Origin of the sequence: Micromonospora sp. NPDC049049 (assembly GCF_040649115.1) — a bacterium.
Classification (GTDB): Bacteria; Actinomycetota; Actinomycetes; order Mycobacteriales; family Micromonosporaceae; genus Micromonospora.
In genome coordinates, this window is the sequence record NZ_JBEZEX010000043.1 from 1 (window position 1) to 21,791 (window position 21,791).

The 21,791-nt window shown below is 71.0% G+C and carries 23 protein-coding genes; 17 read left to right on the forward strand and 6 right to left on the reverse strand.

The genetic code is table 11. The features are described 5' to 3' along the window. The first annotated feature begins 214 nt into the window (after window positions 1-214). From AB0B68_RS29265 to AB0B68_RS29285, 5 genes are all read left to right on the forward strand, one after another. Window positions 215-499 (forward strand): GlsB/YeaQ/YmgE family stress response membrane protein, encoded by a 285-nt coding sequence (locus AB0B68_RS29265; RefSeq protein WP_357208614.1) that lies wholly within the window; start codon window positions 215-217, stop codon window positions 497-499. Window positions 500-749: 250 nt separating this feature from the next. After that, on the forward strand, window positions 750-2,036 hold the full coding sequence (locus tag AB0B68_RS29270) for a sugar ABC transporter substrate-binding protein (protein WP_357264127.1): 1,287 nt from the start codon (window positions 750-752) through the stop codon (window positions 2,034-2,036). Further along, the gene (locus AB0B68_RS29275; protein WP_357207702.1) at window positions 2,033-3,019 is read left to right on the forward strand and encodes a sugar ABC transporter permease; all 987 of its coding nucleotides are present in this window, start codon (window positions 2,033-2,035) and stop codon (window positions 3,017-3,019) included. Before AB0B68_RS29270 ends, AB0B68_RS29275 begins: the two co-directional genes overlap by 4 nt. Then, entirely contained in the window at window positions 3,016-3,846 is an 831-nt protein-coding gene (locus AB0B68_RS29280) for a carbohydrate ABC transporter permease (protein WP_238678492.1), read from the forward strand. Before AB0B68_RS29275 ends, AB0B68_RS29280 begins: the two co-directional genes overlap by 4 nt. A gap of 82 nt (window positions 3,847-3,928) precedes the next feature. After that, window positions 3,929-4,570, forward strand: coding sequence for an MOSC domain-containing protein (locus AB0B68_RS29285; RefSeq protein ID WP_357207705.1), 642 nt, complete (start codon window positions 3,929-3,931; stop codon window positions 4,568-4,570). A 103-nt stretch (window positions 4,571-4,673) separates the two neighbouring features. On the opposite strand, the gene AB0B68_RS29290 is transcribed toward AB0B68_RS29285, so the two are convergent. Continuing rightward, the gene (locus AB0B68_RS29290; RefSeq protein WP_091409805.1) at window positions 4,674-5,576 is read right to left on the reverse strand and encodes a phytanoyl-CoA dioxygenase family protein; all 903 of its coding nucleotides are present in this window, start codon (window positions 5,574-5,576) and stop codon (window positions 4,674-4,676) included. A 221-nt stretch (window positions 5,577-5,797) separates the two neighbouring features. Further along, window positions 5,798-6,658 carry a hypothetical protein gene (locus AB0B68_RS29295; protein WP_357207708.1) on the reverse strand — a complete coding sequence of 287 codons (861 nt, stop codon included), beginning with the start codon at window positions 6,656-6,658 and terminating at the stop codon, window positions 5,798-5,800. Between the two features lie 313 nt (window positions 6,659-6,971). On the opposite strand from AB0B68_RS29295, the gene AB0B68_RS29300 reads away from it, so the two are divergent. Continuing rightward, on the forward strand, window positions 6,972-7,736 hold the full coding sequence (locus AB0B68_RS29300) for an SDR family NAD(P)-dependent oxidoreductase (protein ID WP_355009284.1): 765 nt from the start codon (window positions 6,972-6,974) through the stop codon (window positions 7,734-7,736). 65 nt (window positions 7,737-7,801) lie between these two features. Here the strand turns inward: AB0B68_RS29300 and AB0B68_RS29305 are convergent, their stop codons facing one another. After that, complete coding sequence (locus tag AB0B68_RS29305) at window positions 7,802-8,599, reverse strand: enoyl-CoA hydratase-related protein (protein ID WP_357204769.1); 798 nt, start codon at window positions 8,597-8,599, stop codon at window positions 7,802-7,804. A gap of 19 nt (window positions 8,600-8,618) precedes the next feature. Here AB0B68_RS29305 and hemW point away from each other — a divergent pair, with 19 nt between their 5' ends. Next, window positions 8,619-9,842 carry a radical SAM family heme chaperone HemW gene (gene hemW, locus AB0B68_RS29310; RefSeq protein WP_357264163.1) on the forward strand — a complete coding sequence of 408 codons (1,224 nt, stop codon included), beginning with the start codon at window positions 8,619-8,621 and terminating at the stop codon, window positions 9,840-9,842. Window positions 9,843-9,908: 66 nt separating this feature from the next. On the opposite strand, the gene AB0B68_RS29315 is transcribed toward hemW, so the two are convergent. Continuing rightward, window positions 9,909-10,550, reverse strand: a complete 642-nt coding sequence (locus tag AB0B68_RS29315) for a DUF4870 domain-containing protein (RefSeq protein WP_357204767.1) — start codon at window positions 10,548-10,550, stop codon at window positions 9,909-9,911. Between the two features lie 225 nt (window positions 10,551-10,775). Between AB0B68_RS29315 and hrcA the strand changes: the two genes are divergently transcribed. From hrcA to AB0B68_RS29330, 3 genes are all read left to right on the forward strand, one after another. Further along, window positions 10,776-11,798, forward strand: coding sequence for a heat-inducible transcriptional repressor HrcA (gene hrcA / locus AB0B68_RS29320; RefSeq protein WP_355009281.1), 1,023 nt, complete (start codon window positions 10,776-10,778; stop codon window positions 11,796-11,798). Window positions 11,799-11,873: 75 nt separating this feature from the next. Beyond that, entirely contained in the window at window positions 11,874-13,019 is a 1,146-nt protein-coding gene (gene dnaJ, locus AB0B68_RS29325) for a molecular chaperone DnaJ (RefSeq protein WP_181518639.1), read from the forward strand. A gap of 1 nt (window position 13,020) precedes the next feature. Beyond that, window positions 13,021-13,755, forward strand: a complete 735-nt coding sequence (locus AB0B68_RS29330; RefSeq protein ID WP_357264131.1) for a 16S rRNA (uracil(1498)-N(3))-methyltransferase — start codon at window positions 13,021-13,023, stop codon at window positions 13,753-13,755. Between the two features lie 4 nt (window positions 13,756-13,759). Here AB0B68_RS29330 and ppk2 read toward each other — a convergent pair whose 3' ends face one another. Both ppk2 and AB0B68_RS29340 read right to left on the reverse strand, forming a co-directional pair. After that, complete coding sequence (gene ppk2 / locus AB0B68_RS29335) at window positions 13,760-14,671, reverse strand: polyphosphate kinase 2 (RefSeq protein ID WP_357204762.1); 912 nt, start codon at window positions 14,669-14,671, stop codon at window positions 13,760-13,762. Between the two features lie 72 nt (window positions 14,672-14,743). Beyond that, window positions 14,744-15,505, reverse strand: coding sequence for an SDR family oxidoreductase (locus AB0B68_RS29340; protein ID WP_357264135.1), 762 nt, complete (start codon window positions 15,503-15,505; stop codon window positions 14,744-14,746). Between the two features lie 97 nt (window positions 15,506-15,602). Between AB0B68_RS29340 and AB0B68_RS29345 the strand changes: the two genes are divergently transcribed. The 7 genes from AB0B68_RS29345 (at window position 15,603) to era (ending at window position 21,715) form a co-directional block, all read left to right on the forward strand. Further along, on the forward strand, window positions 15,603-15,962 hold the full coding sequence (locus tag AB0B68_RS29345) for a histidine triad nucleotide-binding protein (RefSeq protein ID WP_357204758.1): 360 nt from the start codon (window positions 15,603-15,605) through the stop codon (window positions 15,960-15,962). Window positions 15,963-15,988: 26 nt separating this feature from the next. After that, on the forward strand, window positions 15,989-17,356 hold the full coding sequence (locus AB0B68_RS29350) for a serine hydrolase domain-containing protein (RefSeq protein WP_357204757.1): 1,368 nt from the start codon (window positions 15,989-15,991) through the stop codon (window positions 17,354-17,356). 130 nt (window positions 17,357-17,486) lie between these two features. Then, window positions 17,487-18,545, forward strand: a complete 1,059-nt coding sequence (locus AB0B68_RS29355; RefSeq protein WP_145792520.1) for a PhoH family protein — start codon at window positions 17,487-17,489, stop codon at window positions 18,543-18,545. Window positions 18,546-18,560: 15 nt separating this feature from the next. Further along, entirely contained in the window at window positions 18,561-19,034 is a 474-nt protein-coding gene (ybeY, locus tag AB0B68_RS29360) for an rRNA maturation RNase YbeY (RefSeq protein WP_030491788.1), read from the forward strand. Further along, window positions 19,010-20,434: a hemolysin family protein gene (locus AB0B68_RS29365; protein ID WP_357204771.1), complete on the forward strand. Its 1,425-nt coding sequence runs from the start codon at window positions 19,010-19,012 to the stop codon at window positions 20,432-20,434. Before ybeY ends, AB0B68_RS29365 begins: the two co-directional genes overlap by 25 nt. Next, entirely contained in the window at window positions 20,427-20,813 is a 387-nt protein-coding gene (locus tag AB0B68_RS29370) for a cytidine deaminase (RefSeq protein WP_357204754.1), read from the forward strand. The genes AB0B68_RS29365 and AB0B68_RS29370 overlap by 8 nt, the downstream gene beginning before the upstream one ends. Continuing rightward, window positions 20,810-21,715, forward strand: a complete 906-nt coding sequence (gene era, locus AB0B68_RS29375) for a GTPase Era (RefSeq protein ID WP_355009274.1) — start codon at window positions 20,810-20,812, stop codon at window positions 21,713-21,715. The genes AB0B68_RS29370 and era overlap by 4 nt, the downstream gene beginning before the upstream one ends. Window positions 21,716-21,791: the final 76 nt, after the last annotated feature.

The following is a 21,791-nucleotide window of genomic DNA, read 5'->3' on the forward strand; positions in this document are numbered from 1 at the left end:
GTGGATGGAGTCGAGGGCCCCCTGCGGATCCCCGTAGGGGCGCGGGGCGCGGGGCGCGGGGGCGCGGGGCGGTTTGTGGTCTGTGCCTGTGTTCATCAAGTCGTGATCGTCTGGGCCGTGTAGTCGGTTTGGATTTTCGGTGGGTCGGGCAATTAACGGTCACGACAGGAAGCACACGCACCGTGTGTTAGACATTCTTTGAAGGAGGGTGGCCGTGGAGCTCACCGTGTGGGGCATCATCACTGCGATCGTTGTTGGTCTCATCGTCGGCGCGCTCGGCCGCCTGGTCGTCCCGGGTCGGCAGAACATGCCGATCTGGCTGCACCTGCTGATCGGCATCGGCGCCGCGCTGCTGGGCACCGTCCTGGCGCGGGCTATCGGCATCGCGACCGAGACGAGTGGCATCGACTGGGCCGAGCTGCTGGTGCAGGTCGTGGTTGCCGCGATCGCTGTCGCGCTGGTGGCCGGTGTGGGTGGCCGCCGCCGCGTGACCCGGTAACGACCTGGCATCATCTGGCGACACAGCACCACCGCTAGGACAGTACGACTGAAAGAGCGCCCGGCTGAGAGCCGGGCGCTCTTTCGTGCTGATAGGCCCAACTTCGGACGGATGTTGGAGTGCCGGTCGTCGGGCCGCTGCGGTACGGTCGCCACGCTTCGGCCAGTCCCGCCCACTGTCGTAAAGGAATTCGCCGTACTAGGGTGCGGCGGAGAAGGTTAGTTCCAGGCGGCGCGAGGGGAGAAGTGGCGTGAACAGGTGGAAGCGGCTGGCCCCGGTCACCGCCATGGTGGCCTCGGCCGCGATGGTGCTGACCGGCTGTGGAGGGTCCGGCGACGACGCGGCCGACGACAGCAAGCTCACGGTCTGGATGATGGGTGAGGGCGGGGACGCGCAGAACTCCTTCCTCGACGGGGTCGAGGCCGAGTTCCGCCAGAAGCACCCCGACACCGATGTGGTCGTGCAGTACATCCCCTGGCTGGAGGCGCCCAAGAAGTTCCAGGCGGCGCTCGCCGGCGGTGAGGGGCCGGACATCACCGAGCTTGGCAACACCGAGACTCAGGGTTGGGCCGCCCAGGAGGCGCTCGCCGACGTGAGTGGTCGGATGGGCGGCTGGGCCGACGGCAAGGATCTGCTGCCCGACCTGGTGCGCAACGCTCAGCTCGACGGCAAGCAGTACGGCGTGCCCTGGTACGCGGGTGTGCGCGCGATCTACTACCGCACCGACTGGTTCGCCGAGGCCGGCGTGCAGCCCCCGAAGACCTGGGACGACCTGGTCACCGTTGCCAAGGCTGTGCAGGCGAAGAAGAAGGGCACCTACGGCATCGCCCTGCCCGGCAACTCCGAGCTGCCCTTCTACTCCTTCCTCTGGGGTGCCGGCGGCGAGATCGCCAGCAACCAGGGCGGCACCTGGAAGTCCGGTTACACCACGCCCGAGGCGCAGCGGGCCGTCAAGTTCTGGACCGATCTGGTGACTGTGCACAAGGTCGCCCCGCCGGCGGCGGCGGGTTGGAACGAGATCGACGCGCGTACCCAGTTCGCCACCGGCAAGGCCGCGATGGCCTTCGCCGGTAGCTGGCAGCAGGGCGCCATCAAGAAGGACAACCCCGAGATCGAGAAGGTCTGGGGTACGTTCCCGATCCCCGGCCCGGACGGCACGGCGGCGCCCGGTTTCGCGGGCGGCTCGGACGTGGCGATCTGGAAGGACAGCGAGCGGCAGGACCTGGCCTGGGACTACCTGACCGTGCTGCTGAACAAGAAGAACGCGCAGAGCTTCGCGAGCAGCCTCGGCTTCTTCCCCGTCTACCAGGACCTGGTCTCCGGTGACGCGTACGCGAACGACAAGGTGATGGCGTCGTTCGCCACCACGATGCAGAACACCAAGCTCACGCCGCTCACCCCGAAGTGGGTGGAGGTCAGCCGGACGAAGACGGTGACCCAGGCGATGAACAGCTCGGTCATGAAGGGCCAGAAGACGGTCGAGAAGGCTACCGCCGACGCGGCCGCCGAGATGGAAGGCATCTTGAACAGCAAGTGAGCCTACAGACCAAAAACCCGGAGACGTCCGCCGCGCGGGAGACCCCCGCGCGGCGGCGTCGCCGGGTGGACCGACTGCCCTACCTGCTGCTCCTGCCCGCCCTGCTGATCATCGGAGTGCTGCTGCTCTGGCCGCTCGGCCAGGTGGTGGGGATGTCCTTCTACAGGCTGAACAGCGTCCGGCAACTGCGCGGCGATCGGGAGTGGCCGTGGGTGGGGCTCGGCAACTACGCCGACATCCTCTCCGACCCGTTCTTCCTGACCGTGCTGCGCAACACGGTCCTGTTCGCCGCGGCGAACGTGCTGCTCACCATGGTGCTCGGCACCCTGGTGGGGCTGCTGCTCAACCGGCTTGGTCGAAAGATGGCGACGTTCGTGGCCAGCTGCGTGATGCTCGCCTGGGCCACCCCGGCGCTGACCGGCACCATCGTCTGGAAATGGATCTTCGACGATACGAGCGGCCTGGTCACGTGGCTGTTCAATGCGTTGCCGGACGGGCTCTCGACCAGCCTGTTCGGGCGCAGCGACTGGACCGGTTACGGCTGGTTCAACTCGCCGCTGCTCTTCTTCGCCATCCTCACCCTGGTGGTGGTCTGGCACTCGTTCCCGTTCATCGCGGTGAGTGTGCTGGCCGGTCTCAAGAGCGTGCCGAGCGAGTTGCACGAGGCGGCCCGGGTGGATGGTGCCAGCCCGTGGCGGGTCTTCTGGAAGATCACGTTCCCGCTGCTGCGTCCGGTCTTCGGGATCCTGATCGTGCTCTCCACCATCTGGGACTTCAAGGTCTTCACCCAGCAGTTCGTGCTGGCAGGCGGCACCCAGGACCGGCCGACGTTCATGCTCGCCATCTACTCGTACGCCGAAGCCTTCTCCCCGCCGCCCAAGTACGGGCTCGGCGCTGCCATCGCGGTGATCCTCACGCTGATCCTGCTCGTGGTCACCGGCTTCTACGTACGGATGGTGCTCAGGCAGGAGGACGAGTCGTGAAGAAAATCGCCCTCAACGGCGCCGGGCTGCTGGTCGCGCTCTTCGCGGCGTTCCCGGTCTACTGGATGATCTCCACCTCGCTGAAGCCGAGCAACGAGATCTTCTCGGCCACCCCGCAACCGGTGCCGACCCATCCGACGTTGGCGCACTACCGGGAGATCCTGACCGGCAACCTGATCCCCGGCGTCAGCTTCCTGGACTTCTTCCTCAACAGCGCGCTGGTCGCCGTCTCCACTGTGGTGCTCAGCGGCCTGGTGGCGTTGCTCGCCGCGACCGCTGTGGCCCGGTTCCGCTTCAAGCTGCGGACCAGCTTCCTGATCATGCTGCTGGTGGTGCAGATGATCCCGCTGGAGGCGTTGGTCATCCCGCTGTTCCTGATGATCCAGCGGCTCGGGCTCTACAACACCCTGCCCAGCCTGATCCTCACGTACCTCGGTTTCTCGCTGCCGTTCGCGGTCTGGATGCTGCGCGGTTTCGTCGCCGCGGTGCCGAAGGAACTGGAGGAGGCGGCGGCGATCGACGGGGCCAGCCGGGCCCAGATCTTCCGCCGGGTGCTCTTCCCGCTGGTCGCGCCCGGCCTGGTGGCGACCAGCATCTTCTCCTTCATCACCGCGTGGAACGAGCTGATCTTCGCGTTGACGTTCATCAACGACCAGGGCAGTTACACCCTGCCGGTGGCGATGACCTTCTTCTTCGGTCGGGACGACACCAACTGGGGGCCGGTGATGGCCGCGTCCACCCTGTTCACCCTGCCGGTCATCATCTTCTTCCTGCTGGTGCAGCGCCGGATGGTCTCCGGCCTGGTGGCCGGCGCCGTCAAGGGCTGACCCCGCGTCGGACGGGCTGGGCGGTGCCGAACCCGTAGCCGGGCGGACTGCTCGGCGGCGAACCGCCACTAGGCTGGCCGTCATGACGGGCAGGGTGGCAGCGGTGAACCTCGGCGTGGTGACCGAGGCGGAGTGGGCCGGCGATGCGAGCGGCCGCAGCGGCATCGACAAGCGGCCGGTGGACGGCCCGGTGCCGATCCGCTTCGACGGGGTGGTCGGCGACTTCATCGGAGAGCGAGCCCATCACGGCGGCCCCGACCAGGCGGTCTACGCCTACGCGGAGGAGGACGCCGCATGGTGGGCGGCGGAGCTGGGCCGCGACGTCCGGCCGGGTGGCTTCGGGGAGAACCTGTCCACCTACGCGGTCGACGTGACCGGCGCGGTGATCGGTGAGCAGTGGCTGGTCGGTTCAGCGCTGCTCCAGGTCACCAAACCGCGTACGCCGTGCACCACCTTCGCCGGGTTCTGGGGCGTACCGGATCTGATCAAGCGGTTCACCACCCGGGCGCTGCCCGGCGCCTACCTGCGGGTGCTGCGCGAGGGGGAGGTCGGCCCGGGCGACCCGGTCGAGGTGGTGGACCGGCCGGCGCACGGTGTGACCATCGGCGAGGTGTTCCGGGCGACCAGCCTGGAGCCGGAGTTGCTGCCTCGGTTGCTCGAGGCGGAGGAGCTGCCGGAGTCGATCCGGGAGAAGGCCCGCCGCCGCCTCGCCGCCCGTGGCTAGCTGGCCGGCGTAAGCCCACGCGGCCGGCGACCACCGGCGTCGACATGTGGAACGGCCCCCCGCCATCGCTGAGCGTGACGGGGGGCCGTTCCACGAGCAGGGATCAGCGGAGCCAGGGGATGTTGCGGTCGAGCAGACCGCGCTCCTTGAGCTCCTTGCGCAGCGGGATCTCGTCGTCGACGTACCCGTCCCAGTTGATGCCCCAGTAGTTGGCGGTGTGGGTGCCCTCGCCGATCAGCTGGCGCTGCACCGGGGTGCGGTTGCGGTACCACTCGCCGTTCACGTCGGGGTGCAGCTCGTCCAGCGGACGGATCCAGCGGTAGGTGTAGCCGACGAAGAGCATCTTGCGGGTGATGGTCGACAGGTTCGTCGACCGCGAGTGCCACTGCCGGCGGTCGAAGATGAAGGCGTCGCCCGGGTTGGCGGTGATCTCCACCGTGCCCTCCGGGTCGGGGTTCTGCACGGTCAGGTCCGCCGGCCGGGGCAGCGAGTTCTTCAGGTGGCTGCCCGGGATGACCTTGGTGGCACCGCGGCCGGTCTCGGAGAGGTCCGACAGCACGTACGCGACCTTCAGCGAGAACATCGGCCGAGGCAGGTTCGGGTCCATCGTCTCCGGGTCGGAGTTCTGCCGGTACCCGTCCTGGTGCCAACCCCAGTACGGCTTCTCCGGCTCGGCGGCCGGCGGGGTGACGTCCAGGTGGTTGTGGTGGGTGTAGATGTTCCAGCCGGCCAGCCCCCACATGTACGGAAAGGCGATCGGGTGGGTCAGCAGCTCACCGAAGAGCTCGTCGCGCTCCAGGAAGCCCAGCAGGTGCAGGGTGCCGTCCTTCTTGGTGGTGCCCTTGGCCTGCTCCTCCGCGTAGACGCGGTCGACAGCCGCCTCCAGCGCCGCCCGGTGGTCCTCCGTCAGGACGTTGCGCAGCAGGAGGAAGCCCTGCTCGTGGAACTCCTTGCGGTCAGTGTCGCTGATCGGTTCGTAACCGGTCCGGTCGCCGTAATCGAACACCGCGTCGTACCCCTCCCCATGAGGTGAAACCTTTTCTGGCACAGGCCGCCGATCGTAACGCGGCTGTCCAGGCCTCGGGGAGGGCGTGGTGCGGGATTGGGCCACGGCGGGACCCCGCGCAGCGAGAGAAACGCACAGAGTGAGATCTGCGTGATCAATAGTGCGATTCAATGCGCATTGCCCGATTGTGCGGTGACTGCCGGTTAAGAGATCCGGGTCGGTCAACCCTCGTTGAACACCTCGGCGACCACCTGGCCGGCGGGGTTCTGGCGGCCGTCCACCCGGCCCCACGAGCCGCCGCGGGCGGTCCACTCCAGGTCGCCGAAGCGGACCCGCTTCACGCCGTGGTCCTGGGCGTGTGAGACCAGCCAGTGCGCGTACCGCCAGCCGTCGCGCTGGTCGCCCGGAGTCACCGCCAACCCGGTCTGGTCGGTCGGGTCGGTGCCCTTGAGCCCCCAGTCCAGCACCAGATTGCGGGTCAGTTGCGCGGCCGCGGCCGCACCGTGCATCGCCGGGGTGCGCCCCACGGTGCAGGCGACCGCGCCGCTGGCGTCGCCGAGCAGGGCCCGGCTGAGCACCTCGGAGTCGTCGGCCCACTTCTGGTACGCCTCGGGGAACGCCGAGCGCTGCACCCGCTGGGCGGCGTCGGTGACGCGCATCTTCTCCCAGCCGCGCACCTTCTTGAGGGCCGCGTAGAACCGGTTCGCCGCGTACCGCGGGTCGCGGATCTGCGCCGGGGTGCCCCAGCCCTGGCTCGGCCGCTGCTGGAACAGGCCGACCGAGTCGCGGTCGCCGTCGGCGAGGTTGCGCAGCCCGGACTCCTGGTACGCGGTGGCGAGCGCGACCACGACGGCCCGCTCGGGCATTCCGCGCTTCGCGCCGATCGCCGCGATGGTCGCCGCGTTGGCCATCTGGTCGGCGTCCAGCGCGACACGTCCGTCGGCCTGCACCGTGCACTTGCGTGCCACCAGCGGCAACCTGAGGTTGTCGCCGACCTGTCGTACGACGAGCCAGATCGCGATCACGGCGACGAGGATGAGCACCACTCCACCCGCCACGGTTGCCCGAGTTCGCACCCACACCCCCAGATCGACAGTCCGACAAGCGTACGTCCCCGCAGGCCCCTTCCGGGTCGTCCGAGCGGTTCGGGCCCGGCCTGGCCGACTCCGACCGGTTCGGGGCCGGCTCCGCTGCCGCGTACCGGTTGGCGACGTTCCCGCTCCGGTCGCGATCTCACCTGCCACGCCCCTCCGACCCGCAGGGCTGTCGTGCGCGTCACCGGGTACGCGGTATCGGGAAGCGATTGACCGGTCAAGGACTTAACTCGGTTGACATATCAATCCGACCTACCGCCGCAAAGCCGGGCGCGTTGGTCATTGAACGAGGAGGAGTTCCATGGGAACGCTTGATGGCAAGGTCGTGCTGATCACCGGCACCGGCGGGGGCCTGGGCCGCGTCGCGGCGCTGACCTTCGCCCGCGAGGGCGCGAAGGTCGTCGGGGCCGACCTCCAGGTCGCGGGTAACGACGAGACCGTCGAACTCGTCCGGCGCGCGGGCGGCGAGATGACCGGCATCGCGCCGGTCGACCTCACCGACCCCGAGCAGGTACGCAAGCTGGTGGACGACGCCGCGGCCGCCTATGGCGGGCTCGACGTGGTCTACAACAACGCCGCCGCGCTCCGCTTCGGCCCGATGCCCGACTTCTCCGTGGAGGACTGGCGCTACACCATCACCGGAGAACTCGACATTCCGTACTTCGTGTCGAAGTTCGCCTGGCCGCACCTGGTCCGACGCGGCGGCGGCGTCATCATCAGCGCCGCCTCCATGGCCGGAATGATCGGCGGCCACGTCCCGCCGATGGTCGGTCACACCGCCGCGAACGCCGGCATCATCGGCATGACGCGACAGCTCGCCCTCGAAGGTGCGCCCCACGGCATCCGCGCGGTGGCGGTCAGCCCCGGGCCCACCCTCACCCCGGCCAGCGAACGCGACCTCGGTGACAACCAGGAGGCGCGGGACGCCATCACGGCCAAGACGCTCCTCAAGCGCTTCGCGCGCCCCGAGGAGGTCGTCGAGCTGGTGGTCTTCCTCGCGTCCGACCGGGCGTCGTACATCACCGGGGCGAACTACCCGGTCGACGGCGGCGCGACCGCCTGGTGACCCGACCCGCGCTGACCGAATCGGAGTCCGGGGCGCCGCCAACCGAAGGCGGCGCCCCGGACGCCCTAGTCGGAGTCGCCGTCCAGGGCGGGCACCCATCGAGCCGGCCGACGTTCGCGGAACGCGGAGACCCCCTCGAGCCCCTCGTCGGAGAGGAAGTAGCCCGTCGAGACGGCGGAGAGTCGGGCGAGGTCGGCGCGCAACTCGGCGGTGCCCGGTCGACGCAGCAGTTCCTTCGCGCCGGCCAGCGCACCGGGGGCGCCGCGCACCAGCGAGTCGCAGTAGCCCCGTACCGCGTCGTCCAACCCGTCCGCCGGGACCGAGGCCGTCACCAGGCCGACCTCGACGGCGCGGCGGCCGTCGAAGGTGTCCCCGGTCAGGTACAGCTCGGCGGCGGCGCGCGGGTGCAGCCGGGGCAGCACGGTCGCCGAGATCACCGCCGGGATCACCCCGATGCGCACCTCGGTGAACGCGAAGGTCGCCTCGTCGGCGCAGACCGCCAGGTCGGCGGCGGCGATCAGGCCCAGCCCGCCGGCCCGCGCCGGTCCGCCGACCCGGGCCAGCACCGGCTTCGGGCACTCCCAGAGCGCCGCGAGCACGTCACCCAGCATCCCGGCCGGCACCGTCCCGCTGGCGTATGCAGCAGCGGTCTCCTTCAGGTCCGCGCCGGAGCAGAACACCGGGCCGGTGTGGTCGAGCACGATCACTCGCACCGCCTCGTCGGCGACCGCGTCCGCCAGCCCGGCCAGCAACTGGGTCATCAGGGCGGTGGAGAGGGCGTTGCGGTTGTGCGGGCTGTCGAGCGTGAGGGTGGTCACCCCACGGGCCGTGGCGACCCGCACGAGGACGTCGGGAGAGGTCATGCCGGGCACACTAGTGGCCATGCCCGGCGTCCTTCCAGATGGTGAGACCGTCCCCGTCGACGGATCGTTGCCCGCCACCGCCACCGCGGCGGTCGGCGCGCGCGGCTTCGGCGTGTACGTGCACGTGCCGTTCTGCGCCAGTCGCTGCGGATACTGCGACTTCAACACCTACACCGCGGCCGAACTGGGCGGCGGCGCGAGCCGCGAGGGGTACGCGGACACGGTGCTGGCCGAGCTGAGGCTCGCCGCCCGGGTGCTCGGCGACACTCCGCCGCCCCGGGTCGACACCGTCTTCGTCGGCGGCGGCACGCCGACCCTGCTCCCCGCCGACGACCTGGCCCGCATCCTCGACGGCATCGACAGCACGTGGGGGCTGGCTGCCGACGCCGAGGTGACCACCGAGGCCAACCCCGAATCGGTCACCCCGGAATCGTTGAAGCTGCTGCGGGCTGCCGGCTACACCCGGATCTCGCTGGGCATGCAGTCCGCCTCCCCGGGGGTGCTGGCGATCCTGGACCGCAAACACAGCGCCGGCCGGGCCACCGCCGCCGCCCTGGAGGCCCGCGACGCCGGGTTCGAGCACGTCAACCTGGACCTGATCTACGGCACCCCGGGGGAGCGTCCCGAGGACTTCGCCGCCTCGCTGGAGCAGGTCGTCGCCGCCGGGGTGGACCACGTCAGCGCGTACGCCCTGATCGTCGAGGACGGCACCCGGCTCGCCGCCCGGATGCGGCGCGGCGAGCTGGCGTACCCCAGTGACGACGTGGCCGCGGACCGCTACCTGGCCGCGGAGGCCGCGCTCGACGCGGCCGGGCTCTCCTGGTACGAGGTCTCCAACTGGGCCCGGACCGAGGAGGCCCGCTGCCGGCACAACCTGCTCTACTGGACCGGCGCGGACTGGTGGGGGCTGGGGCCGGGGGCGCACAGCCACGTCGGCGGGGTCCGCTGGTGGAACGTGAAGCACCCCTCGGCGTACGCCAAACGGTTGGCCGCCGGGGAGTCTCCCGGCCTGGCCCGGGAGGTGCTCACCGTCGACGAGGCGCACATGGAGGACGTGATGCTCCGGCTGCGGTTGGCCAGCGGTCTCCCGCTGGCGGTGCTCGACGCGGCCGGCAGGGCCGGCGCCGAGCGGGCCCTGGCCGGCGGTTTGCTGGCAGCCGACGACTACGCCGCCGGCCGGGCGGTGCTCACAGTGCGCGGGCGGCTGCTCGCCGACGCGGTCGTCCGCGATCTGCTGCCCTGAGTGGCCCACCGCTCCGGGACCGGGACGGCGGTGAATCGGGCCGGCCGGGGGAGCGGCCGGCCCGGTTCACTTGATGAAGCTGGCAGTCATCGGGTAGCGGTACGGGGTGCCCTCGTTGGCCTTCATGCCGGCGATGATCCCGAACAGGATCTGGATCACCACGACGGCGATGCTGGGCAGGAAGAGCAGGCACCAGCTCACGAAGAGCAGTACGAACGCGATGATCGACCAGAGGATCTGGAAGTTCAGGGCGGCGAGGGCGTGCGCCCGGACGGTCGGCGACTGCTGGCCACGGGCCAGGTAGGCGATCAGCGGGGCAACGAAGCCCAGCGGACCGAAACTGACCAGCGCGCCGAGCGCGCCGCCGAAGTGCGCGACCAACGCCCAGGTCTTGTCCTCGTTGTTGGCGTAGCCACCGCCGGGGCCGCCGTAGGCCCCACCGGCCGGGTAGCCACCGGGCGGGTAGCCGCCGGGCGGGGGATAGCCCCCGGGCGGGGGGTAGCCGCCTGCCGGAGGGTAGCCGCCTGACGGCGGTTGGTCACCGGTGGGCGGCGGATAGCCACCGGGCGGGGGATAGCCGGCCGGGCCGGGCGCCCCGGACAGTGGTGCGGTGGGCGGCTCGGCCGACGGGTACGGCCCGGGGGAGGTGGGCTCCGGCGGGTAGTTGCCGGGGTCGCCCGACCCGGGAGGGCGAGGAGGTTCAGTCATGGATGTCACGGTAGGTGCCGGTGGCAACGCCGCACCAGAGCGACTTCGCCTCCCAGTGCGGGCCGATCGGCCCAACAGGGTGTCGTGGGCCGCACCGAAGGGTGGCCGTTGATCATCGCGTGGGCGGGCCCGCCGACGTAGACTGGCACTCGCTACAGTCGAGTGCCAGGACGGCCCGGCCGGCCCAGAGCGCCGGCGGCCGACGTGCGACAGGAGGTGCGGAGGATGGGTCTCGACGACCGGAAACTCGCCGTGCTCCGCGCCATCGTCGAAGACTACGTCTCCACCCAGGAGCCGGTCGGCAGCAAGGCGCTGGTCGAGCGGCACCAGCTCGGGGTCTCCCCGGCCACGGTCCGCAACGACATGGCCGTGCTGGAGGAGGAGGGCTACATCCGGCAGCCGCACACCAGTGCCGGCCGGGTGCCCACCGACCGCGGCTACCGCCTCTTCGTCGACCGGTTGTCCCGGGTCAAACCGCTCAGCCCGGCCGAGCGCCGGGCCATCGAGCGCTTCCTGGTCGGCGCGGTCGACCTCGACGACGTGGTGCACCGCACGGTGCGGTTGCTCGCCCAGCTGACCCGACAGGTCGCCGTCGTGCAGTACCCGAGCCTGGCCCGCTCCTCGGTGCGTCACCTGGAGCTGGTGCCGATCTCCACCACCCGGCTGATGCTCGTCATGATCGCCGACACCGGGCGGGTGGAGCAGCGACTCGTGGAGCTGCCCGGCCCGGTGCCCGCCGACGACGTCACCGACCTGCGCCGACTGATCAACGAGAAGCTCGCCAACGCCCGGCTGTCCGAGACGCCCCCGCTGGTGCAGGCGCTGGTCGAGGAAGCGCCGCCCGGCCTGCGTCCGACCATGACCACGCTCGCCACCGTCCTGCTGGAGACGCTCGTCGAGCGGCACGAGGAGCGGATCGCCCTCGCCGGCACCGCGAACCTCACCCGGGGCGGCCTGCTCGACTTCCAGGGCTCCCTGCGGCCGATCCTCGAAGCTCTGGAGGAGGAGGTCGTGCTGCTCAAGCTCATCGGTGAGACAGAGCCGAGCACGACCCGGGTGCTGATCGGCGACGAGAACGAGTTCGACAACCTGCGAGCCGCCTCGGTGGTCAGCACCGGGTACGGCCCGGGTACCACCATCCTGGGCGGCCTGGGGGTGCTGGGGCCCACCCGGATGGACTACCCCGGCAACATCGCCACGGTCCGCGCCGTGGCACGCTACGTGGGCGAGTTGCTGGCCCAGAACTGATTGGTCAGGGCCGATGCGGCCGGCTGCGGCCGCCGACCGGCGCAACGCGAGACGAACATGAGGACACGGAACGCAGTGGCCAGGGACTACTACGGCATTCTCGGTGTGAGCCGGGAAGCCTCCGATGACGAGATCAAGCGCGCCTACCGCAAGCTGGCGCGCCAGTTCCACCCGGACGTCAATCCGGACCCGGAGGCTCAGGAGAAGTTCAAGGACATCAACGCCGCGTACGAGGTCCTCTCGGACGACCGTAAGCGGCAGATCGTCGACCTGGGTGGTGACCCGCTCGCCCCTGGTGGCGGCGGTGCCGGCGGCCCGGGTGGCCCCGGAGGCGCTGGCCCGTTCGTCGGTTTCCAGGACATCATGGACGCGTTCTTCGGCGGTGCCGGAGGTGGCGCCCGTGGCCCCCGGCCGCGTACCCGCCCTGGGGCCGACGCGATCCTGCGGCTCGAACTCGACCTGCACGAGACGGCCTTCGGCGTGGAGGCCCCGATCACCGTCGACACGGCGGTGCTCTGCACCACCTGCTCCGGCGCCGGCACGGCCGCCGGCACGCACCTGGCGACCTGCGAGGCGTGTGGTGGTCGGGGCGAGGTGCAGTCGGTGCAGCGCACCTTCCTCGGCCAGGTGGTCTCCGCCCGGCCGTGCACCGTGTGCCAGGGCTACGGCACCACCATCCCGCACCCCTGCCCCACCTGCGCCGGCGACGGCCGGGTGCGGACCCGCCGTTCGCTGACCGTCAAGATCCCGGCCGGTGTCGAGGACGGCATGCGGATCCGGCTGGCCCAGCAGGGCGAGGTGGGCCCCGGCGGCGGCACCGCCGGCGACCTCTACGTGGAGATCCACGAGCGCCCGCACGACGTGTACTCCCGCAAGGGCGACGACCTGCACTGCCGGGTCACGGTGCCGATGACGGCGGCGGCGCTGGGCACCCGGCTGACCATCAAGACGCTGGACAGCGAGGAGACCGTCGACGTCAAGGCCGGCACCCAGCCGGCCAGCACGCTGCGACTGCGCGCCCGGGGCGTGCCGCACCTGCGCGGCACCGGCCGGGGCGACCTCTACGTCCACCTGGACGTGCGGACGCCGACCAAGCTCGACCCGGACCAGGAGAAGATGCTGCGCGACTTCGCCAAGACCCGTGGTGAGGAGGTCGCCGAGCTGTCCAAGCAGGGCGGCTTCTTCTCCCGGATGCGCGACGCGTTCAACGGGCACGCCTGAGGTGTCCGCGCCGCTGTTCCTGGTGGAGGCGCTGCCCACCGGCGACGCGCTGACCCTGGACGGCCCGGAGGGGCACCACGCCGCGACAGTGCAGCGGTTGCGCGTCGGCGAGGAGCTTCTGCTCGCCGACGGCCGGGGTGGCACGGCCGCCGCCGTGGTCACGGCCGTCGGCCGGGGCAGCCTGGAGGTCACGGTCACCTCCCGGGGGTACGCGGACGCGCCAGTACCCCGACTGGTGACGGTGCAGGGCATCGCCAAGGGCGACCGGGGTGAGCTGGCCGTGCAGGCGATGACCGAGGTCGGGGTGGACGAGATCGTGCCCTGGGCGGCATCGCGTTCGGTGACCCAGTGGCGCGGCGACCGGGGCGTACGCGCCCGGGAGAAGTGGGTGGCCACCGCACGGGAGGCGGCCAAGCAGGCCCGCCGGCCGTGGCTGCCGGTGGTGGCGGGTGCGCCGGACGAGTCCACCGCCACCGTTGCCCGCCGGATCGCCGGTGCCGCCGTCGGGTTCGTGCTGCACGAGGAGGCCGACGACCGGCTCACCACCGCCGAGCTGCCCTCCACCGGCGAGATCGTGCTGGTGATCGGCCCGGAAGGTGGCATCGCCCCGGCCGAGTTGACCGCCTTCGTCGAGGCCGGCGGGCGACCCGTACGCCTCGGGCCGGCCGTGCTGCGCACCTCCACCGCCGGGGTGGCGGCCCTCAGCGTGCTCGCCGCCCGCCTCGGCCGCTGGTGACCGTTCAGGGCCTCGGGAACACCGGTACGACCTCCTCCTCCGGCCCCAGGTCCAGCCCAGCGTTTCCGATGATCTGCGGGTCCGGTGCGCCGACCACAGCGGGGTCCTTGCCGGTGTAGTCGAAGCGGTGCAGCACGTGCCGCATCGCCTCGAGCCGGGCCCGCTTCTTGTCGTTGCTCTTCACCACCGTCCACGGCGCGTCGGCCGTGTCGGTCCAGAAGAACATCGCCTCCTTGGCCTCGGTGTAGTCGTCCCACCGGTCGAGTGAGGCGATGTCCATCGGAGACAGCTTCCACTGCCGGACCGGGTCGACCTGACGGATCGCGAACCGGGTGCGCTGCTCGTTCTGGGAGACGGAGAACCAGAACTTGACCAGCCGGATGCCCGAGCGCACCAGCATCCGTTCCAGCTCCGGGGCCTGCCGCAGGAACTCCAGGTACTCCTTGCGGCTGCAGAAGCCCATCACCCGCTCCACGCCGGCCCTGTTGTACCAGGAACGGTCGAACAGCACGATCTCGCCGGCCGCCGGCAGGTGTGCCAGCCAGCGCTGGAAGTACCACTGGGCGGCTTCCCGCTCGTCCGGCTTGGCGAGCGCCACCACCGACGCGCCACGCGGGTTGAGGTGCTCCATGAAGCGTTTGATGGTGCCGCCCTTGCCGGCCGCGTCCCGGCCCTCGAAGAGGATCACCAAACGCTCGCCCGACTCCTTGATCCAATCTTGGAGCTTCAGCAGCTCGATCTGGAGCAGCCGCTTGTCACGGTCGTACTCGTCGCGGTCCAGTCGCTCGTCGTACGGGTAGTCCTCGCGCCAGGTCTCGACAGGGGTGCCGTCGGGGCGGAGCAGGACAGGGTCGTCGTCGTGGCCATCGGCCACCCGGTAGTCGGCGGTGAGGTCCAGCAGCGCGGAGTCGGCCATGTCGGTGAGACTTACCCGCCCACGAACCGTCAACCACATCCCTGGCCAGGTGATTTGCCGCTGGCGTTGACCTCAGCTGCGCAGGTAGGAGGCGCCGTTGAGGTCGACGATCGTGCCGGAGGCCCACTCGGCCTGCGGCGAGGCCAGCCAGTGCACGGCCGCGGCGATCTCCTCCGGTCGGCCCACCCGGTCGAACGGGCTCTGCGCCCGGATGGCCACGCCCTCCTCACCGCGCAGGTACTCGGTGACCATGTCGGTCGCCACGAAGCCCGGCGCGACGGTGGCGACCGCGATGCCGTACGGCGCGAGCGCCACAGCGAGGGACTGGCCCAGCGCGTTGAGCCCCGCCTTGCTGGCCCCGTACGCCGGCTGGTGCGGCTCGCCGCGGAACGCGCCACGGGACGAGATGTTGACGATCCGCCCTCCGCGTTCGCGCATGTGCTGGGCGGCGCACCAGATGGCGTTGCCGGCGCCGGTCAGGTTGGTCTCCAGCACCTGCCGCCAGCGCTGCTGCCACTCCTCGTACGAGGCACCGAAGATCGGGTGCGGGTCGTCGCGGTCGCCGTACGTCCCGGCGTTGTTGACCAGCACGTCCAACCCGCCGAGCAGTTCGGCGGCCCGGTCGACCATGACCCGGACCGCGTCCGGATCGGTGAGGTCGGCGCGAACCACCACGTGCCCGGTGCCCGGAAGCTGCGCGCGCAGCTCCTCGGCCGCCTCGGCGGAGTCCCGGTGGTGGATGGCCACCCGGTCACCGCCGGCTGCGAACGCCTCCGCCACCGCGCGGCCGATCCCGCGCGAGGCCCCGGTCACGAGTACCGCCCGATCCGTCATGCCGGCCATCCTGCCTCAGCGTGCCTTCCCCGCGAACAGGCCGGTGGCGGTCCCCGCGCCGGAGTGTCCCCGGCCCGTTGGTCCCTACACTGCTCCGATGGGATCCGACTGCCTGTTCTGCCGCATCGTCGCCGGGGAGATCCCGGCCACAGTGGTCCGGGAGACCGACACCACGCTCGCCTTCCGCGACATCGACCCGAAGGCGCCGGTGCACATCCTGGTCATTCCGAAGGAGCACTACGCCGACGTCGCCACGCTCGCCCAGGGTGACCCGGCGCTGGCCGCCGACGTGCTGGCGACGTCCGCCGCCGTGGCCGAGGACGAGGGGCTGCTCGGCGACGGTTTCCGGCTGATGTTCAACACCGGCGCGTACGGCGGACAGGAGGTGTTCCACGTGCACGCGCACCTGCTCGGTGGTGCGCCGCTCGGCCCGATGCTCGCCCGGGACCTGGCGTGACCCCAGGGGCGGTACCCGGCTCACCGGTGGATGAGCACCTGGCCCGGTTGGTCCGGCGGGTGCAGGCCGAAGCGCGGGTGCCGGCGGTCTCCGCGGCCCTGCACCGGGCCGACCGACCGCTCTGGAGCTGCACCGTCGGCGAGACCGGCACCGACAGCCCTCTGGGCGCGGGCACCCAGTTCCGGATCGGCTCGATCACCAAGACGTTCACCGCGGTGCTGGTCCTGCAGTGCCGCGACGACGGGCTGCTGGACCTGGACGACCCGGTGGGCCGGCACCTGGACCTCCCGGCGCACGGCGAGCTGACCGTACGCCGGTTGCTGTCGCACACCGGTGGCCTGCAACGCGAGCCATTCGGCGATGTGTGGGACAGCCTGCGCGCACCGGACGACGACCAACTGGTCGCCGAGCTGGACCGGGCCGAGAGGGTGCTGCCGACCGGCCGACGGTTCCACTACTCCAACCTGGGCGTGGCCGTGCTCGGCCAACTCGTCGCCCGGCTCCGGGGCGGCAGCTGGGCGCAGGCGCTCACCGAGCGGATCCTGACTCCGCTGGGGCTGACCGACACCACGGTGACCCCACGCCCGACGGCGGCCACCGGGTTCCTGGTCGACGCGTACTCCGACGAGGCGCACCCGGAACCGCCGACCGACTTCGGCGCGGTCGGCCCGGCCGCCCAGCTCTGGAGCACCGCCACCGACATGGCCCGCTGGGCGGCGTTCCTGGCCGACCCGGCGGCGCTGGACCCGGCCGGCACGGTCCTCGCCCCGGCCACCCTGGACGAGATGCGCTGGCCGCTGACCACCACCGACGAGACGCTCTGGGGCGCGGGCTTCGGGCTCGGGCTGATCCTGATCCCGCAGGGGGAGCGGGTGATGCACGTGGGGCACGACGGGGCGATGCCCGGGTTCCTCGCCGGGGCGTACGGCCGCCGCGGCGGTGACGGCACGCCCGGGGCGATGGGCGCCGCCGTGCTCGGCTCGTCCGGCACGGCGACCGATCTGTTCGATCTGTCGCACCGGCTGCTCGCCGCGGCGGTCGAGCGCGACCCGGCCGAGATCGAGCCCTGGCGACCCGGCGCACCCGCGCCGGCGGCCCTGCGGGGTGTGCTCGGCCGCTGGTGGGGCGAGGGCTCCGAGTACGTCTTCTCGTGGCACGACGGCACCCTGCGGGCGCGCGGGGTCGGTGACCCGACCGGACGTCCGCCGGCGATCTTCACCCCGCTGCCGGACCAGCCGGACGTGTTCCGGGTGGTCTCCGGTCGGGAGGTCGGGGAGCTGCTGCGGCTGACCCGGGACGAGGCCGGCGCGGTGGTCCGGATGCACTGGGCGACGTACCGGTTCACCCGCCACCAGGAGACCTTCGACCGGTACGACTTCCGGGCCGGGAGTTGATCGCGGCCAGCGGAAATGGGCGCGATGCGGCCCGCGTTGAACCGATACGATGGGTGTAACGTCCGCACGCCAGGCCAGCAGGCCGGCGCCGAGATCGAGAGCAGGTGCGCAGGGCCCTTCGGCCCAACCTATGACCGGCACCCCACCTCCCGGCCCGCCCCGGGTGCAGACCAGGATCACCGTGCCCGACCCGAAGATCATGGTCAATCTGCTCGGCGCAGGCGACGAGATCCTCAGGCTCGTCGAACGCTCGGTCACCAGTGACGTGCACGTTCGCGGCAACGAGATCACCATCACCGGTGACCCCGCGGACAACGCCCTCGCCGAGCGGGTCTTCAGCGAGCTCCTCGAACTCATCGAGAAAGGCGAGACCCTGACCAGTGACGCCGTCCGGCGTACCGTCGGCATGCTCGAGCAGGGCAGCGCCGAGCGGCCCGCCGAGGTCCTGACACTCAACATCCTCTCCCGGCGCGGGCGCACCATCCGCCCCAAGACGCTCGGGCAGAAGAAGTACGTCGACGCGATCGACACCCACACCATCGTCTTCGGCATCGGCCCCGCCGGCACCGGAAAGACCTACCTGGCGATGGCGAAGGCCGTCCAGGCGTTGCAGGCCAAGCAGGTCAACCGGATCATCCTCACCCGACCGGCGGTCGAGGCGGGTGAGCGGCTGGGCTTCCTGCCCGGCACGCTCAACGAGAAGATCGACCCGTACCTGCGCCCGCTCTACGACGCGCTGCACGACATGCTCGACCCGGAGACGATCCCGAAGCTGATGGCCGCCGGCACGATCGAGGTCGCCCCCCTCGCCTACATGCGGGGTCGGACGCTCAACGACGCGTTCATCATTCTGGACGAGGCGCAGAACACGACGCCCGAGCAGATGAAGATGTTCCTCACCCGACTCGGCTTCAACTCCAAGATCGTCGTGACCGGTGACATCACCCAGGTGGACCTTCCCGGCGGGACGAGCAGCGGGCTCCGGGTGGTCCGGGAGATCCTGGAAAACGTCGATGACGTGCACTTCTCCCAGTTGTCCAGCTCCGACGTGGTCCGCCACCAGCTGGTCGGGGAGATCGTCGACGCGTACGCCCGCTGGGACGCCGAGCGGGAGAACCAGCAGGCGCAGGGCGTTCACGCCGTGCCTGGGCGACCCGCCCAGGGCGGCCGGGCCGCCCGCCGCCGCTAAAGCAGAGGAAAGCAGTTGTCCATCGAGATCGCCAACGAGTCCGGTGTCGACGTCGACACCGACGCCGTGCTCGCCGTCGCCCGGCACGCCCTCGACGAGATGGGGGTCAACCCCCTCGCCGAGCTGTCAGTGCTGCTGGTCGACATCGACTACATGACCGAGCTGAACCACCGCTGGATGGGTGGCGACGGCCCGACCGACGTCCTCGCCTTTCCCATGGACGAGGGCAGCGTCGACCACGGCCCGGGTGAGTCCGCACCGGCCGGCGGCGAGCCCGCCCTGCTCGGCGACATCGTGCTCTGCCCGGAGGTGGCGGCCAAGCAGGCGGCGACCGCCGGGCACGCGCCCGCCGACGAGCTGCACCTGCTCACCGTGCACGGGGTGCTGCACCTGCTCGGTTACGACCACGCCGAGCCGGAGGAGGAGCGGGAAATGTTCGCACTCCAGGCTCGGCTGCTGGCGAGCTGGCGGTCGACCCGCACCCAGTGATGTCCACTCCTCCGTTACTCGCGGCCGGCGCCACCGCCGGCCTTCCCGACTTTCAGCTGATCGTCTTCGCGGCCGGTCTCGTGGTGCTGGCCGGCCTGATCGCGATGACCGAGGCGGCCCTCGCCGCGGTCTCACCGGCCCGAGCCGCCGAGCTGGCCCGCGACGGCGTGCGTGGCGCCCGTACCCTCCAGGTCGTGGCCGGCGACGTCGTCCGGCACCTCAACCTGCTCCTGCTGTTGCGGCTGCTCGCCGAGCTGACCGCCACCACACTGGTGGCGCTCGTGGCGGTGGACAGCTTCGGCGCCGGCTGGCGGGCCGCACTGGTGACCGCCGGCGCGATGACAGTGGTCAGCTTCGTGGTCGTGGGCGTCGCCCCGCGCACCATCGGCCGGCAGCACGCCTACGCCGTGGGCCGTGCGGTGGCACCGCTGGTCCGCTGGCTGGGCCGGGCGCTCAACCCGCTCGCGTCGCTGCTGATCCTGATCGGCAACGCGGTCACCCCGGGGCGTGGCTTCCGGGAAGGCCCGTTCGCCACCCAGGTGGAGCTGCGGGAGCTGGTCGACCTGGCCGAGCAGCGCGGCGTGGTCGAGCACGGCGAACGCCAGATGATCCACTCCGTCTTCGCGCTCGGCGACACCATCGCCCGTGAGGTGATGGTGCCGCGTACCGAGATGGTGTGGATCGAGGAGGGCAAGACGCTCGAGCAGGCGCTGGCGCTCTTCCTGCGCTCCGGTTTCTCCCGCATCCCGGTGATCGGCGAGAGCGTCGACGACGTGCTGGGGGTGCTCTACCTCAAGGACCTGATCCGGCGCTCCCGTGGCGGGGACCCGAGGGCCGAGCAGTTGCCGGTGGCCGAGCTGATGCGCCCGGCGACCTTCGTACCGGAGTCCAAGCCGGTCGACGACCTGCTGTCCGAGATGCAGGCGGCCCGCAACCACCTGGTCATCGTGGTCGACGAGTACGGCGGCACCGGCGGTCTGGTCACCATCGAGGACATCCTCGAGGAGATCGTCGGTGAGATCACCGACGAGTACGATGTCGAGCGCCCGCCCGTCGAACGTCTGGCGGACTCCTCGGTGCGGGTGACCGCTCGCCTGCCGGTGGAGAATCTGGGCGAGATGTTCGACACCGACCTGCCCACCGACGAGGTGGAGACGGTCGGCGGTCTGCTCGCCCAGTCGCTGGGGCGGGTGCCGATCCCGGGCGCCGAGGCCGAGGTAGCCGGTCTCCGCCTGGTCGCCGAGGGCACCACCGGCCGGCGCAACCGCATCGACACCGTCCTGGTCAGTCGGGTGGAGCCGGGCGATGAGCAGGACACCGCGGGGCGCGGCGAGCACGCCGGCCCCGGGGACGACACGGACAACTATCGAGACGACGAGAGGCAATCCGCCGATGCCTGACACACCCGCCGTGCCTGCCGCCCGGCCCACCCCCACCGCGTCGGGCGCGCTGAGCGCCGAGGACGGCAAGCTCGTCGTCCTGGCCCGGGGAGCCCGGGCGCGGGTCGGTGCCGTCGAGGGCGCTGCGGTCCGCGACCAGGACGGCCGGACGTACGCGGCGGCCAGTGTCGCGCTGCCGTCGCTGACGCTCACCGCGTTGCAGTTGGCGGTGGCGTCGGCCGTGGCGGCCGGCGCGAGTCGGTTGGAGGCGGCGGTGGTGGTGACCGAGGCGTCGACGCTGGATGGTGCCGGGCACGCGGCGGTACGGGACCTCGCGGCGGACGCACCGGTCCACGTGGCCGCTCCGGACGGCACGGTCCTCGGCACGGTGACCCAGTGAGCCCGGTGCAGGATCCGCAGGCGCGTCCGTACCGGGCCGGGTTCGGCTGTTTCGTCGGTCGCCCCAACGCCGGCAAGTCGACGCTGACCAACGCCATCGTCGGCACCAAGATCGCCATCACCTCGAACAAGCCGCAGACCACCCGGCACGTCATCCGGGCGGTGCTGCACCGACCGGAGTCGCAGCTGGTCCTCGTCGACACACCTGGCCTGCACCGCCCCCGTACGCTGCTCGGCGAACGTCTCAACGATCTGGTCCGCTCCACCTGGACCGAGGTCGACGTGATCGGCCTCTGCATCCCGGCGAACGAGCCGGTTGGGCGCGGTGACAAGTTCATCACCGGCGAGCTGGCCGAGTTGAAGGCGACAGTGCTGGCGGTGGTCACCAAGACCGACCTGGTGGACAAGCGCCAACTGGCGGAGCAGTTGCTCGCGGTCAGCAAGATGGGGGAGTTCGCCGAGATCGTGCCGGTGAGCGCCGTGTCCGGGCACCAGGTGGACACCCTCGTCGACGTGATGACCAAATACTTGCCGCCGTCGCCGCAGCTCTACCCGGACGACATGCTCACCGACGATCCCGAGCAGGTGCTTGTCGCCGAGCTGATCCGGGAAGCCGCCCTGGAGGGGGTCCGCGACGAGCTGCCGCACTCCATCGCCGTGGTGGTGGAGGAGATGATCCCCGAGGGTCAGGTCATGAAGATCTACGCCGACCTGTACGTGGAGCGGCCCAGCCAGAAGGCCATCGTGCTCGGGCACAAGGCGAGTCGGCTCAAGGAGGTCGGCACCACCGCCCGCAAGCAGATCGAGGAACTGCTCGGCGGTCGGGTCTACCTCGACCTGCACGTGCGGGTCGCGAAGGACTGGCAGCGCGACCCGAAGCAACTGCGCAAGCTGGGCTTCTGACCCGTTTCGTCGGCGGTGCCCGACCGGCGGCACCATCGCCGTCGGTCGGGCAGCCGGGGATGTTCACGCATGGCCG